15 protein-coding genes are annotated in these 14,671 nt (G+C 38.4%); 5 read left to right on the forward strand and 10 right to left on the reverse strand.

Annotated features, from left to right (window positions below; genetic code table 11):
* The first annotated feature begins 83 nt into the window (after positions 1-83).
* A complete protein-coding gene (locus PSI23_RS00115) occupies positions 84-773 on the forward strand; it encodes a YtjB family periplasmic protein (RefSeq protein ID WP_273553148.1) in 690 nt (229 codons plus the stop codon).
* A gap of 9 nt (positions 774-782) precedes the next feature.
* Here PSI23_RS00115 and PSI23_RS00120 read toward each other — a convergent pair whose 3' ends face one another.
* From PSI23_RS00120 to metC, 4 genes are all read right to left on the reverse strand, one after another.
* Positions 783-1,076, reverse strand: a complete 294-nt coding sequence (locus PSI23_RS00120; protein WP_273553149.1) for a hypothetical protein — start codon at positions 1,074-1,076, stop codon at positions 783-785.
* Positions 1,077-1,420: 344 nt separating this feature from the next.
* The gene (gene dkgA / locus PSI23_RS00125; protein ID WP_273553150.1) at positions 1,421-2,257 is read right to left on the reverse strand and encodes a 2,5-didehydrogluconate reductase DkgA; all 837 of its coding nucleotides are present in this window, start codon (positions 2,255-2,257) and stop codon (positions 1,421-1,423) included.
* Between the two features lie 117 nt (positions 2,258-2,374).
* Entirely contained in the window at positions 2,375-3,046 is a 672-nt protein-coding gene (locus PSI23_RS00130) for a DedA family protein (protein ID WP_273553151.1), read from the reverse strand.
* 184 nt (positions 3,047-3,230) lie between these two features.
* A complete protein-coding gene (gene metC / locus PSI23_RS00135; protein ID WP_273553152.1) occupies positions 3,231-4,424 on the reverse strand; it encodes a cystathionine beta-lyase in 1,194 nt (397 codons plus the stop codon).
* A gap of 473 nt (positions 4,425-4,897) precedes the next feature.
* Here metC and exbB point away from each other — a divergent pair, with 473 nt between their 5' ends.
* Together exbB and exbD are read left to right on the forward strand one after the other, a co-directional pair.
* The gene (exbB, locus tag PSI23_RS00140) at positions 4,898-5,923 is read left to right on the forward strand and encodes a tonB-system energizer ExbB (RefSeq protein WP_273553153.1); all 1,026 of its coding nucleotides are present in this window, start codon (positions 4,898-4,900) and stop codon (positions 5,921-5,923) included.
* A 6-nt stretch (positions 5,924-5,929) separates the two neighbouring features.
* Positions 5,930-6,355, forward strand: coding sequence for a TonB system transport protein ExbD (exbD, locus tag PSI23_RS00145; RefSeq protein ID WP_273553154.1), 426 nt, complete (start codon positions 5,930-5,932; stop codon positions 6,353-6,355).
* A 196-nt stretch (positions 6,356-6,551) separates the two neighbouring features.
* On the opposite strand, the gene PSI23_RS00150 is transcribed toward exbD, so the two are convergent.
* The 6 genes from PSI23_RS00150 to PSI23_RS00175 all read right to left on the reverse strand — a co-directional run bounded on the left by PSI23_RS00150 (position 6,552) and on the right by PSI23_RS00175 (position 10,743).
* Positions 6,552-6,941 carry a cytidine deaminase family protein gene (locus PSI23_RS00150; RefSeq protein ID WP_273553155.1) on the reverse strand — a complete coding sequence of 130 codons (390 nt, stop codon included), beginning with the start codon at positions 6,939-6,941 and terminating at the stop codon, positions 6,552-6,554.
* A gap of 46 nt (positions 6,942-6,987) precedes the next feature.
* Positions 6,988-7,248, reverse strand: a complete 261-nt coding sequence (locus PSI23_RS00155; RefSeq protein WP_273553156.1) for an HPr family phosphocarrier protein — start codon at positions 7,246-7,248, stop codon at positions 6,988-6,990.
* Between the two features lie 28 nt (positions 7,249-7,276).
* Complete coding sequence (locus PSI23_RS00160; protein ID WP_273553157.1) at positions 7,277-8,716, reverse strand: glycoside hydrolase family 1 protein; 1,440 nt, start codon at positions 8,714-8,716, stop codon at positions 7,277-7,279.
* 11 nt (positions 8,717-8,727) lie between these two features.
* Positions 8,728-9,069 (reverse strand): PTS sugar transporter subunit IIA, encoded by a 342-nt coding sequence (locus tag PSI23_RS00165; RefSeq protein WP_273553158.1) that lies wholly within the window; start codon positions 9,067-9,069, stop codon positions 8,728-8,730.
* Positions 9,070-9,104: 35 nt separating this feature from the next.
* Positions 9,105-10,349 carry a PTS transporter subunit EIIC gene (locus PSI23_RS00170; protein WP_273553159.1) on the reverse strand — a complete coding sequence of 415 codons (1,245 nt, stop codon included), beginning with the start codon at positions 10,347-10,349 and terminating at the stop codon, positions 9,105-9,107.
* A 64-nt stretch (positions 10,350-10,413) separates the two neighbouring features.
* The gene (locus tag PSI23_RS00175; RefSeq protein WP_273553160.1) at positions 10,414-10,743 is read right to left on the reverse strand and encodes a PTS sugar transporter subunit IIB; all 330 of its coding nucleotides are present in this window, start codon (positions 10,741-10,743) and stop codon (positions 10,414-10,416) included.
* Between the two features lie 220 nt (positions 10,744-10,963).
* Here PSI23_RS00175 and PSI23_RS00180 point away from each other — a divergent pair, with 220 nt between their 5' ends.
* Entirely contained in the window at positions 10,964-12,877 is a 1,914-nt protein-coding gene (locus tag PSI23_RS00180; protein WP_273553161.1) for a BglG family transcription antiterminator, read from the forward strand.
* Between the two features lie 539 nt (positions 12,878-13,416).
* Entirely contained in the window at positions 13,417-14,631 is a 1,215-nt protein-coding gene (locus PSI23_RS00185) for an alpha-xenorhabdolysin family binary toxin subunit A (RefSeq protein ID WP_273553162.1), read from the forward strand.
* The last annotated feature ends 40 nt before the right edge of the window (positions 14,632-14,671 follow it).

Below are 14,671 nucleotides of genomic sequence, written 5' to 3' on the forward strand. Positions count from 1 at the left end.
TTTTCAAACTATTCTATTTTCAAACTATCCTATCAATACTACATCTGGCAACATGTGCTTTATGAGCATGGAATGAGATAACTATGATAAAAGCAAAGCTAAAACTTAGACTGCACAAGACAGCGATTATATTAATATGTATAGCACTGTTAGTTCTGCTGATACAGGGAGTTTCCTATTTCAGCCGTTCTCAACAATTGGTTCCGATGGATCAGTTTGAAGATCTGGCGAAAACTTTGGCAAAACAGGTCGCATTCAGCTTGTCTGATGATATGGGGAATGATAGCCAGGATATTAATAACAAAAAGATTGTAGCTAGTTTAGATTACTTGACTAGCTACAGCCGTATTTTGGATGCTGCCGTTTATCTGGAGAACGGAACACAGATAGCACAAAGTGGTGAACCTATTTCTGTTAGTGAACGATTATCGTTGAAAGGTAAAAAATCCAGTGGTTATTTCAACCAACAAATCGTAGTACCTATACAGGGAAAAGATCGTCCAAAAGGTTTTCTTCGTCTGACACTGGATACTCATCAATTGGCAACTGAGGCCAAGCAGGTCGATAACACGACTAACTTACTTAGAATAATGCTCCTGCTATCTTTGGCGATAGGGTTTATTCTGGCCCACACCTTACTGAAACTCTCCCCTAGCCGCTGGCAACAATCCCCCTATCTACTGACAGCCAATACTAAACCTTCCGATGAAGAAACTAAACCTTCTGATGAAGAAGTAAAAAGTAAGGATAAAGATGGTGAGTCCAGACGGTAACGTTCCTCATCAATCCTTATCATAAATGTCCGTTTCATAATACCATTTGTGACAAATGGAATAGAGTATGCCGTGTAAAAGCGCAATCACCACAGCGGCATAAAACACAAATGGCTTATGAGAAACATCAATATTCACAATTGGAATATTGTCAAAACGGAAGATATACATATGAAAGGCCATAGCTGCTATTGCAAGCATGATTCCTGCCGCATTGTGGTGGATCTGGTGCGACAGTAGGAGCCATTTTAAGGTGAAGAAAAAAGGGATAAGCATTAATAAAGAAATAACTATATAAATCATTATCATTTCCTTAAGTTTTGTTTGAGGTATTAATGTAAATAGATGGATTGGTGGTTGTCATGGACACGCAGAGTATTTCAATTATCCATTTAATATTAATATTATTTGGTGTCGTGAAATAAGTTTATATCATCAACCATAAATAAATAGTAAACATAGTTATTATTAATATTTTTGATTTGATCTATGAATTATAGTGTTTTAAGGAGAAGGTTTTGCTTAGGTGCATGATGAGGTACACGACCTGAACCCTGTTGAAAAACAGAATTCAGGTCTACAGGAATGGATTGAATTAAGTGGGTGGATGTGTTGCTTGCATAGCGATTTATTATTTTTAATGTTTTTTATACTAAAAACTGATTGTAAGTATCGGGATTTGGCCCTATCCGCTTGCCAATATCCAACTCAGCCATGGTTGTCAGGTCTTCTTTTTCCAGTCTGAAATCAAATACATCGAAATTTTCTTTAATACGGGAAGGAGTAACAGATTTAGGAATGACAATCATTCCACATTCAAGATGCCAGCGAATCACAATTTGCGCTGGGGTTTTGCCGTATTTAAGTGCCAGATGTTCAACCAATGGAGCATTAAAAACACCTTTTCCACCTCGTGATAACGGGCTCCAAGACTCGGTTGTTATATGATGGGTGGCATTCCATGAGTGAAGTTGCCGCTGTTGGAATAAGGGATGCAATTCAATTTGATTGATTACGGGAAGCACACCAGTTTCCAACATTATTTTTTGCAAGTGCTCGATATGAAAATTACACACACCAATACTGCGAGTCAGGCCGGCTTCTTTCAGTTCAATCAGTTGTCTCCAGGCATCAACATAATGATCTTGTTCGGGTACAGGCCACTGAATGAGATAGAGATCAACATGATCTAGCTGTAGTTTGTCCAGGCTTTCTTGTAATGCCGCACTAGCATCCAGATGGCGATCATTCCAAAGTTTGGTGGTGATGAAGATTTCTTCGCGTGGGATATCAGTTTCCTTCAAGGCTTTCCCCACACCTTCCTCGTTATGAAAAATCGCTGCCGTATCAATGGAGCGATAACCGACTTCTAACGCGGTATGGATAGACTTAACAACCTGCTCATTACTCGCTTTCCAAACCCCAAGCCCCAATTGTGGTATGTGATTTTCATCAGCGAGTTTAATAATTGTCTGCTGACCCATTCTGACCTCCTTCAGGTTTTGGACTGATAACCTAGTAAGTCGATAGTCTAGTAAATAGAAAAATAGTGGTTTTGCGATCGCGTCAAAACAAATAAGTACGTTAAAGCGGTAAGCATGTTACTTGTTCTTCTTTGATGCTCCTTTCTTGTGACGCCAATACATCAGCAGAGAAGCAGACAACCCGCTGATCAGTAGAATGACAGGCAAGATCATCAAGATATTCATGACCAGATCTTGATGTGCTTTAATGAAAGGTATTTGGTTCAAGATGTAGCCAAAACCCACAATAATAATGACCCATAAGAAGCCACTTAACCAGTTAAAAAATTGAAAGCGTTTATTATTTAGGCCAGAAATCCCGGCAAACGTTGGCAGGAGAGTACGAACAAATGCTAAAAAGCGTCCGATAAGCAGGGCAGACAGGCCGTGTTTGGAAAATAACACATCGGCACGTTGACGATATTGAAGGGGAAGCTGAGCCAGCCAGTTTTTGACAATGTGAGTGTGGCCGAGCCATCGCCCCTGCAAATAACCCAGCCAACAACCCAGACTTGCTGCGATGGTCAGCAGAACTACCGTGGGGATGAAACTCATGACACCCTTGGCAATTAAGGCACCGGAAAGCACCAACAAAGTATCGCCGGGTAAAAAGGCGGCTGGCAGTAGTCCGTTTTCCAACACGAGCGTGATAAAGAGGACGCCATAAATAATCCAGATGAAATCCGGATTGGCAAGTTGGTTAAAATCATGTTGCCAGAGTGCATGCACAATCTCGCTTAACGTTTCCATTGTTTATCCTGTGATTTTTGCGAGTAAAATAATTAACAAACAGATCTATCCCAGTGTACCGCAAAATGATGTGATGGAGGTTGATTTGATTCAGCCCCTTACGATAAGCGATGAGCAATGAATAAAATGGCCATGATTTAACCGCTTTGGGATGTTGAGAGCCTTCATTAAGGCCCTCTTGACGTTAACGAATTGCCAAACGAGCAAAGCCCGCTTCCAAATCATCAATCAAATCCTGTGGATTTTCCAACCCAATATGGAGGCGGAATAAGGTGCCGGTTTTCTGTGGCGAGTGGTACTGGCGTAGTTGCTTAAGCATTTCCGGCTGAATTCCCAAAATCAATGACTCAAAACCTCCCCACGAAAAGGCCATCTTAAAATGGTTCAGATTATCGAGATAATCAGCGAATTGTTGAGGAGTCAGCTGAGTATGCAAGATAAAAGAAAATAGCCCGCTGGAACCCGTGAAATCACGCTGAAAGTACTGATGTCCTGGACAAGAAGGCAAAGCAGGATGATAGACCTCAGCGACTTCCGGTCGCTGTGCGAGCCATTTTGCAATTTTGATACTGTTTTCTTCGTGCTGTTTTAAACGGATTGCTAATGTGCGCAGCCCTCGGTTTGCCATGTATACCGTATCGGGATCGGCAATTTGCCCCAGCAAGTAAGATCTTTCTCTGAGCTGATCCCAACATCGTGCATTGGCGACTGCTGTACCCAGCATTCCGTCTGAATGACCAATAATATATTTTGTGGCGGATTGAACGGAAATATCGATACCGAACTCCAGAGCTTTAAACAGTACCCCAGCCGCCCACGTATTATCGATGATAATCACAATTTCAGGACTAACTTGCCGAACAACGCGCACGATGGTGCGAATATCTTGGACTTCCATCGTCAGAGAACCGGGTGACTCAAGAAAGAGCACTTTGGTATTGGGTTGAATCAGCGAAGCAATGCTTTCTCCGATCATTGGATCAAAATAATCGGTGGAAATCCCCATTTTTTGCAGAAAATGATCGCAAAATTCCTGCGTGGGTTCATAGGCAGTACCCGTCATTAGAACATGATCACCCGTTTCCACAAATGCCAGAATCGAATGGGTAATGGCTGCCGCACCGGAAGGGTATAGGGCGCAGCCTGCACCACCTTCCAGCTCCGTCATTGCAGCTTGAAAGGCAAAATGAGTCAGTGTGCCACGGCGTCCATAGAATAATTCACCTTTGGTACGGTTCTTCGAGGCTTGCTTTAAGTCTTCAACAGTATCGAAAATGACAGATGAAGTGCGTTGGATAAGGGGATTGACGGCGCTTTGCGTAAATTTTTTTTGTCTCCCTGCACTGACCAATAAGGTTTCTAGCTTTTTTTCTGTCATGGCGTCGTTCCCAAGTTGATTTCTTGCTTATGATTTCAATAAAATTGTTCAAATAATGATTAGCAAGTTAAAAGATTTGGGACGGTTTTGCCAAAAGGATTCGCGCAACTTGACGAAAATTCAAGGTGAGTTGTTGACGGTAAATCAGAATAGATTAACGAAGGAACATCATTAATTTGTACTTTTTTATTAAATAGTAATGATAATTACTATCAAATCGCACAATGTCTGATATTATTTGCAGCGGACTTTTTCCCCTTTCGTGGTAAGAAGCATGAATCAGGACTCAAACGTAGTCTGCATCTCCCTGAATTCACCCCGCAGTGCAGTAATCAAGCTGTAACCGGCAAGATGATGGAGATACGAGATGAAAAAGAGAGCCATGATTCAGGAAATATTAGGATTAGCAAGATGAGTAAACGTGATTCACTGCTAAGTAACAGAATCTATAAGAAAGAGAGTAAGGCTAACTGATGCGTAATTTGACAGCTTCTATTCTATTGGCACTCGGATTAACAAGTTCAGCATGGGCTGATACAGTGCCAACCGCGCCAGAAAATCAGGCTGCTGCTCAGGTAGCCGCTCCGGCAACACCAGCATCTCCCGTAGTTTCCCAAGCGACTGAGCCAACAGTTAACACGCAGAAAACTGACGTAACATCAACCACAGCAGCGCAAACTGTGGTGGTTGATACAGCAGAAAATCTGGTAACGACAGAAACTCTGACAACAACAGAAACCCCGGCCACTGAAACAGTTGTGGCTCCAATCCAAAACGACTCTGAAAACTTGTCCGGTGGCTTCGCAACAGATCTGTCTGTTTGGGGCATGTACCAAAACGCGGATGCGATAGTAAAAACTGTCATGGTGGGGCTGGTGATCGCTTCTGTTATTACCTGGGCGCTGTTTTTCTCCAAAGGTGTTGAACTCTTAATGGCTCGCCGCCGTTTACGTAAAGAGCAATTGGCTTTGGGTGACGTTGCCAATCTGGATACGGCAGTGAAAATTGCAGCAGACTTTGGCAATCGCAGCATCAGCCGTTTGCTGTTGAGTGAAGCACAATCAGAGCGTGCCCTGTCTGCTGACAGCATTGACAAGGTTGGAACCAAAGAGCGAACTTCATTCCGCATGGAACGTACCGTTGCAGCAATCAGCCGCCATATGGGACGTGGTAACGGTTATCTGGCGACCATTGGCGCAATTTCACCATTTGTGGGTCTGTTTGGTACGGTTTGGGGGATCATGAACAGCTTTATTGGTATCGCTCACTCACAAACCACTAACTTGGCCGTTGTAGCACCGGGTATTGCGGAAGCTCTGCTGGCAACAGCATTGGGTCTGGTGGCGGCGATCCCTGCGGTAGTGATTTATAACGTCTTTGCCCGCGTTATTTCATCATATCGTGGTCAGGTGGGAGATATGGCAGCTCAGGCAATCCTGTTGCTGGGGCGTGATCTTGATCTGGCTGAAAGCAAAGCAGAAAAAGCAGAAGCAAGGTAATAAATTATGGCAATACGTCTTAATGAAGATTTGGACGATAGCGGTGAACTGCATGAAATTAACGTCACGCCATTTATTGATGTGATGTTGGTGCTGCTGATTATTTTCATGGTGGCAGCGCCATTGGCAACCGTAGATATTAAAGTTGATTTGCCAGCATCGTCCGCTAAACCGCAACCACGACCGGAAAAACCCGTATTTTTGACTGTGAAAGCAGATAAACAGTTGTATGTGGGGGAGCAGGCGGTTAATCGTGATAACTTGTCTTTGGTATTGGATCAAACCACGCAATCCAACAAAGAAACAACGATTTTCTTCCAGGCAGATAAAACTGTGGATTATGAAACCCTGATGAGCGTAATGGATTCTCTACGCAAAGCTGGTTATCTCAAAGTCGGATTAGTGGGGATGGAATCCGTTTCCGCCCAATAACCCTTTTGATTATCTGAGAAGATAAACTATCGAAATAGTAAACTACAAAAATAGAAATCTGCCCGAATAGCAAACTGCCCGAATAGTAAAATCGGGCAGTTTTAACTTCTAAGATAATCATTCAATATTATTATTCTGTCTCACTTAATTCCTGAAAGTTACCTCACCTTAAGGTGAACATCCTATCAGGAAATCATCAATGCCGTTTCTTCCAGTCAAAAGGCAACAGTTCATTGAGAGACAAAATCTTTTCTTGGGTGATTTTCACTTCAGCGTGAATATTCTCTGGGTTTATTTGGCTGATAAACTCCCGGCAGCGACCACAGGGAGGGATGATATCGCCATGTCGATTGACAGCAATAAGCTTGATTATCCGTGTTTCTCCCTGTTTTATCATCTCCGCGATTGCGCCGTGTTCGGCACAAAATCCCATGGAACAGGCGGTATCAATATTAATTCCAGTATAAATATGGCCGGATTCACTTTGAATAACGGCACTGACATGACCATATTTAATATATTTATTTAATTGCGTTGGAGATATTAGTTGATGTGCTATATGTTCCATTTCATCAAAAGAAATCACAAAATGCTCCTTACTCATGATTGAACGGATTAATGAAACAAACGGCTCAGTCTTTTATATTACGGATAAATGCAATAACTGATTGAGCCATTTCCTGCTCGTTATCTCCTTCAACCCGAATCGTTACTTCCATGCCATTTTTGATTCCCATCGACATAACTTTGAACATGCTTTTTAGATTAGCGTTTTTATCTCCTCTGATAATTTCAATCTTGCCACTGTAATTTTTGACAAAATTACACAATTGGGCGCAAGGTCGAGTATGCAGCCCTGAAGGTGCAGTAACTACTACCGAATATTCAACCATAAAATTTACCTGCCAATAAAAAATAAGATTAGCGTTTTGTTAATGATCCACCCTGAGTTTGAATTACATTCTGATACCAATAAAACGAATCTTTCTTATAACGGGAGAGATCCTTAATGTCTTTATCGGTTCGATTAACATAGACAAAACCATATCTTTTTTTATATCCATTGCTGGTGGACAGTACATCAATAAAACTCCACGGATTATAGGAAATAACCTTGACCCCATAATTCATCGCTCGTTTAATGGCATTAAGATGTTGTTGAATATAATGAATACGATAATCATCATGAATAGAGTTATCAGATTCCAGTTTATCATCGGCCCCAAAACCATTTTCCGTGATCATTAAGGGTTTTTGATAACGGCTATATAAATCACGCAAGAGATATTCCAATCCAATAGGATCGATCGACCAATCCCAGTCAGTCGTATCAATGTGTGGATTTTTATGGATTTGAAAAAAATCCGGTTGAATTTCATATCCGTCTATCTGTCCTTTAACGCCTGTTGGATTAAAACCGTCCATCCGCCGTTGAGCACCTTTAGGGGCTGCGGCTGCGGCATGGCTGCAATAGTAATTAATTGCCAGAAAATCAGAATAACCTTCCTTAATTAACTCCATATCACCGACTTCAATATGTGGTGCCAGACCATGATTTCTTAGGTAGGTTAACGCCGATTGATTATAGTGTCCTTTCAAATAGATATCTGTGAAATAGTAATTACGTAGATCATTAGCATTTTGAGCGGCTACATTGTCTTCCGGTTTGCTGGTCAGCGGATAAATGGCGGAATATCCTAATGCTGCTCCGACCAAACCGTTGGGAACCCATTGATGAACCAGCTTGCAGGCGATGGCATGGGCGAGATTCATATGATGATTGATCTGATATTTGATCTGCTCATCATGAAGATAATGATCTGGAATTAAACATTTTTTCGTCCAGAATTGCACAATAATGCTTTGTTCATTGATCGTTAGCCAATATTTAACTTTCTTGCCATATTCTTTGATCACAAACTCTGCATAATAAGCAAAATCCTCTACACTTTGCCGATTGATCCAGCCATGATATTTTTCGACTAGCGCCATAGGCATATCATAATGATAAAGAGTAGGAATCGGCGTTATGTCATTTTTCAACAACTCATCAATAAGATTATGATAAAACTCTACTCCTTTATCATTTACCTTCCCAATACCTTCTGGAAAAATACGCGACCACGCAATGGAAAAACGATAAGACTTCAAACCAAGCTCTTTCATTAATGCGACATCTTCTTTATAGCGATGATAATGATCACTGGTTATATGAGTATCTGCAAAATCTGGATTGTTATTGAGAATATCTTGCTGTGAAAGTTCTTTACCGTATTTTTCCGCCGCTCCTTCAACTTGATAAGCACTGGTTGATGCTCCCCAAAGAAAATTCTCTGGGAATAATTTGTTATTATTTATCATGATATTTTCCTTTACTTATTTTTATTGGTCATATTGTGAATAAATTCATAAAGACCAATGATTTCTTTTCTCAGATTAAGCTCACTGCGTATTGTCATTAATGTATCTTGAGCATGAATAAACAGTAGGCCTAAATAAAAACTTTCGCCTTGAGTCTCTTTTTGAATAACCTCAGTTTGTGCATGATGAGCCGATAACATCATTTTTCTGGCTTTCTCCAGATATAAATGGGCATTTTTAAAATCACCAATATGGGCATATTTAATGGCTTCTTCACTTTTTTCTCTGGCATTACCTGCATTGAGAATAATTTCCAGCGCAACGGGAGTTAAAATATTGTCCTCACGGTTCATTTTTTAAATTTCCTGATAAAGTTATACAATTCAATCTAATTCTGCGTACTTGCATTGGAATTTTCTTCCTCAATACGTTTCTTTTCATAAACCTTAAAGAAGGGATACCAAGTCATGAGAAAAACGGCCATGAGTACCATATAGCAAATGATGGCCCGCCAGTCTTCTGTAATGATGACACTAGAGAATGGCGCAGGTATCTGACCAACTTGGATCATTTTCGCGGGTATATTCAGCCAATCTGAGCGCATGAAAATCCATACGATAATGGGGCTGGTGATTGCATTGATCCACATTGGCAGCATGAGTAGTGGATTAAGGACAATTGGCGCCCCGAACACCAATGGTTCGTTGATATTGAAGCAAGAAGGGCCGATACAGATATAACCTGTTGTTTTCAATTCTCTGGATTTTGAAAATAGCATTAAAATATTGAGGGCAAGAGTTGCTCCTGTTCCTCCCATCGTGATTAAAGCTGCGGTGAACATGGTTTCATAAGTCACAATATTGGTCGGAGGTTGTCCGGCAGCAACCTGCGCAATATTGGCAGAGATCCCAAGCATGAAAATTGGCATTTGCAGGCCAGTAAATGTCCAGACTGAAATACCCATGGACATGGCTATTGCAGGAATTAGCGCCATGAGGATAAACCCGGGCAGGGTTTGCCCGAACGCGGCAATAGGTGAAAAGAATGACAGTAACTTGGAAAAAATATCAATATCAAAGGTGAAGACCAGTAAAGTTCCAGAACTGATGGAAACCAGTATGGGAATAATTGCATGTATCCAACTGACAACGAAATCAGGTAAAGCACTCTCTTTCAAAAATCCTGTCTTGGTATATAAGTGAAAGAGGTAAGAAACAAATAAACCTGTGACAATCCCCAATAAAATCCCCGCAGGGCCAAAGCGATCAAAACTTACGACCATATTGCCATCGACAAATTCCGGTTTGATGAACATCATGTAGACACAAATCGAAGTGAGTCCGGCAATGAGCGTATAACGGAAATGATGCAATTTTTCCATCATTTGGTTAGCAATCATAAAAGCAGTAATCAAGCCGAGCATTCCAAAGGAATAATTGGCTATTTTGCCAAGATCAGGCAAGAATAAAAAATAAGAACGAAATACGTTATAAAAAAAGATAAGTGAACCCGCTAAAATAAAAGGAATATTTTTCTGCATTGCCCCAGAAATTGCAGCTACCCAAGGTCGTTTAGTAAAATTTTGCATAGCAGGTGCAAATGAATCAGATAACCAAGACATAAATGCTTTCATTCTGCGTCTCTCTTTAATTATTTTCCTCTAAAATTCCCTGGTGAAGTTAATTTAGGTGATTAAGTTAGTTTTTAATGGGGGGATGAGTAATTGTATTTATGGCTAATTCAAGTAATGCTTCACCATCTAATCTTCCATATATTTCTTGTGGTACAACAATGACAGGAATATGATAACGTTCGGCATGTTTCTGAAATTCTTTTTGCTGTGAAGCATAGTGTGGCCCAAGGAATAGAATATCGATAACAGAAAAATACTCTGCAACTTCACTTTCACTTCTGGCTTCAACAGTGACAGGGAGTTCCTTGTTTTTTGCCGCATTTCGAGTTCTGGTCGCCAGCATTCCACTGGAAATTCCGGCACCGCAACATAGCATAATAAATATTTTCTTCATGTGGTCCTCTTTTTATTTTGTTGATGTGTTTTATTAATGTGTTGTATTAATTCATTTTGTTAATGATGGATTTTTATTTTTGGATGAAGATCATACTTTCTATCATTTTCACTTCATGTGCAAATATCTATTTGCACTCATAGAGGGCAAGTTTTTATTTTTAAATAAAAATATTAGCAGTAACATAAATTGGTTGTTTTTTGATTTCATAGGTGTTGTTATGCTAAGGACTAAACAGAAAGAATTATTAGATTATCTATTCACTAAAAACACTCCCGTATCAGCATTGAAATTATCCAAAATCTTACAGGTATCAATAAGAACGATAAAAAATTATGTCGTAGAGATTAATGGAGAGCATGAACAAAAAATTGTTATCTCCAGTCGGCAGGGATATTTCTTATCACATAATTTATTGTCAAGAAATATAGTAAAACAGTTACATTCTCAGAAAAACAGTTTTCCTAAAACATATCAAGATAGAGCACACTTTATTATAAAATCGATCTTATTATTTAAGAGAAGCAGTAATATTTATGATCTCAGTAATGATTTGTGCATAAGTGACTCTACATTAAAGGCATTGATATATAAAATGAACACATCATTTCAACGCTTTAACGTAAAGTTTTTATGTAAAAACAGTCACGTTGAAATATTGGGTGCTGAGCATGATTTAAGGAAATTAGTTTCTTACTCAATCTTTGAACAAACAAATTATCGTTTCATAGATTTAAAAGTATTAGAAAAAACATTTGAAAGTAATCAGGTTAAAGACGTCGTTGAAATAATTAAAAGTGTCTTTGATAGATCGGAGCTATATCTTAGTGATCTTTCATATATCAACCTTGTTTTACATTTCCTGATACTTATTGAGCGACTGAAAAAGAGTAGGCATCTGGACAATCAGATATTACATATAGAAAATAGCGACCTAAAATTAATCTCGGATGAATTATGTGACAAATTTCAACTCTGTTTTGGAATATGTTTTCCCGAAAATGAAAGAAGATCTTGCTACCTTTTTTTGAAAACCAACACTAACTTTAATAGAACAGACAATGAATTTATTGATTTAGTCGGCACTGAACTTTATCAATTCACTCAGCAGATTGCTGAATCTGTGCAAGAACATTATTTGATCAACTTAAATTCCGATGATTTTATTTCTTTACTGGCTTTACATTTATCGGGGTTGCAAACAAGGCTGAAACACAATATTTATACTAGAAACCCAATGTTGGACATAATCAAAAAGGAATGTAGGATTATCTTTGATGTGGCTATCTTTATTTCCTTGCAATTAAATAGATTTTTCAGCAATAAATTGAATGAAGATGAAATTTCTTTTATTGCATTACATGTCGGGGCGGAATTTGAGCGACAGAAAAGAAATATCACTAAAGTTGGGACTGTGCTTCTGTGTCCGGGTTATCGGGGAATTGAAAATAAAATATATCATCAGTTATTGCGTGATTTTGGTGATGAAATCAATATTATTAAGGTAATTTCCCAACCTTCTGAATTGGAAGGTATAGAGTTTGAATTATTGATTACTACAATAAATTTTCCTCTGGAACGTTGCTATGAAACAGTTTATATCTCTCCCTTCCACTTGAGGGATAAACGCTCTGAGCTGATTGATAAAATTGACACCGTTAATGCAAATCGGAAATGGGCAACGCTAAAGCGAAATGTGGATTTATTCTTTGATCCTGAGCTTTTTCTGTTTAATCCCGATTTTCGCAATCGGGATGAACTACTTGAAATCGTTTGTCATAAGATGTTCACAAGGGGATATGTTGAAACCGATTTCATCAACTATGTATATGAACGCGAGAATGCATCATCGACGGCATTTGGTGTTTTAGCGTTACCTCACTCGATAAAGATGGATGCAGTGAAGACTTGTATCGCTGTAATAATAAGCCCTAAAGGCATCCGCTGGGGAAAAGATGAACGAGTCCATGTGGTGTTTTTGATCGCGATAAATCGGGTAGACAGAACATGTTTTGCAGAGAGTTATGATGCATTGTTAGATATCTTTAATCGTGATGATGTCAGCGGTATGCTTGATAAAATCACCGATTTTGAAAAGTTTCGCGATATTTTAATTAAATATAGATACCAGTAGTGATGTTTCACCGGAATATAAATTTTTTAGGATAATGTCATTTATAATGGCATTATTTTTTTTTGTTTATTATTGTGAATTACAAATCGTGCTTGTGTATTAAAAAAAGTAAAGGCCAGATTGTTTTTTCTATATTTATTTGTATCCATATCATTATATTTGTCTTTAGCTTGTTCTATTCTTCTGCTATTTTATTTTCTGATGGCGATATCTTCTGACTTAACTTTCCATAAATAGTTAAAATACATTATATGATACGCTGTCAATAAATATTGATAATGGCTTATTAAACTTATTATTTTAGTTAATTAAATAGTAAATGAATAATATTTTGATTTTATTAAAACTCTTGCTTAATAAAAACAAACAAAGAAAATAAGCTACATTAAAATAAATAATTGGATGAAAATGTCACTTTTTTCATTAGGTTTAATGTAATTGCGCATTTTTAAATTATTTTAAAATAAAATGGTTTTCAGATGGAAAAATACAAAGTTTAATTAATGTGAATTAAGTTGATAACACTAATGGAGAACAATATGAGATTAAATCAATCTTTGGCAGAAAATAAAATAAACGTATCAGAAGTTCCCACGGTTACCTTAAAAATATTAACCAGTCAGGTAGAAGGAGCCGCCCGTTCTGGGGGTATCTTTACTAAACAAGATCTCATTAGTATCAAATTATATGTTAAACATGGTTTGGAACTTCCTATTACTTCGCAGGGAGTAAAGGAATATATCGGTTACAATGATATTGATATCGATGGTTTGAAACCCGTCGATATTACCACCTTATTTAAAGGCATTCACGATCATGTGCTTAGCTGGAGTGATGTGGAAAGTAAAGTTCAACAGCAAAGTATCGACTTGGAAAATTCGGGCAGACAAATTACAGAAACGGGAGGGGAAATAATCAGCGTTATTGACCAAATGCCGATTATTGAACGCGTCAAGACAAAGTTAGGCGATTTAACTGATGAACAATTAGCTAAAATAACTTATACCAATGATGATAAAGAAATCGCTGTCGAATTGGGTAATATTCTTGAAAGCATGAAAAAAGATATTATAAAACAGCAGGAGAATACCCTGCGAGTTAAAAATTCGGTAACCGATTTTAAAATTACACTGATTGGTGGGACATTATCAGATGGAAATATTGCGCAAGGGTTACAGCCCCAAGTCAATAGTAAGAAAAAATTGATGGATGACAATCATCTTTCTTCTACTATCAAAGAACTACAAGACAAAATTGATGAGAAGAATAAAGAGATAGAACAACTTAAAAAAGACTATGATAAATACGTTAGCCTGGCATTTACTGGCATGGCAGGAGGAATTATTGGTTGGGCGATTACCGGCGGTATTTTTGGTGACAAAGCAGAAAAAGCCCGTAAACGAAAAAATGAATTGATTGGTGAAGTCAAAGGATTACAAGATCAAGTGAAAGATAAAAGTGCATTACAAAAATCTATTCAAGATTTATCCCTGAATTTTTATAGCATTCATACATGTATGCTGGATGCAGAAGTTGCCCTAAATCACTTGGATTTCATGTGGAGCACAATGTTAACGCAAATTACGACTTCAAAAGATAAGTTTGCTGAGATTAATAATGCATTGAAACTGACCTCTTTTGTGGCAACGTTTAAGCAAGTTATTAGTCCTTGGAAAGAAGTACAAGGTTCTGCTGCACAATTAGTAAAAACTTTCGATGAGGCATTGGCAGAATATAGAAAGCTCTATAGCTAACATCTGCTTATAATAATTTATAAAATAAAAAGGAATATTA

This window comes from Xenorhabdus yunnanensis (genome assembly GCF_028598805.1).
Lineage (GTDB): Bacteria > Pseudomonadota > Gammaproteobacteria > Enterobacterales > Enterobacteriaceae > Xenorhabdus > Xenorhabdus yunnanensis.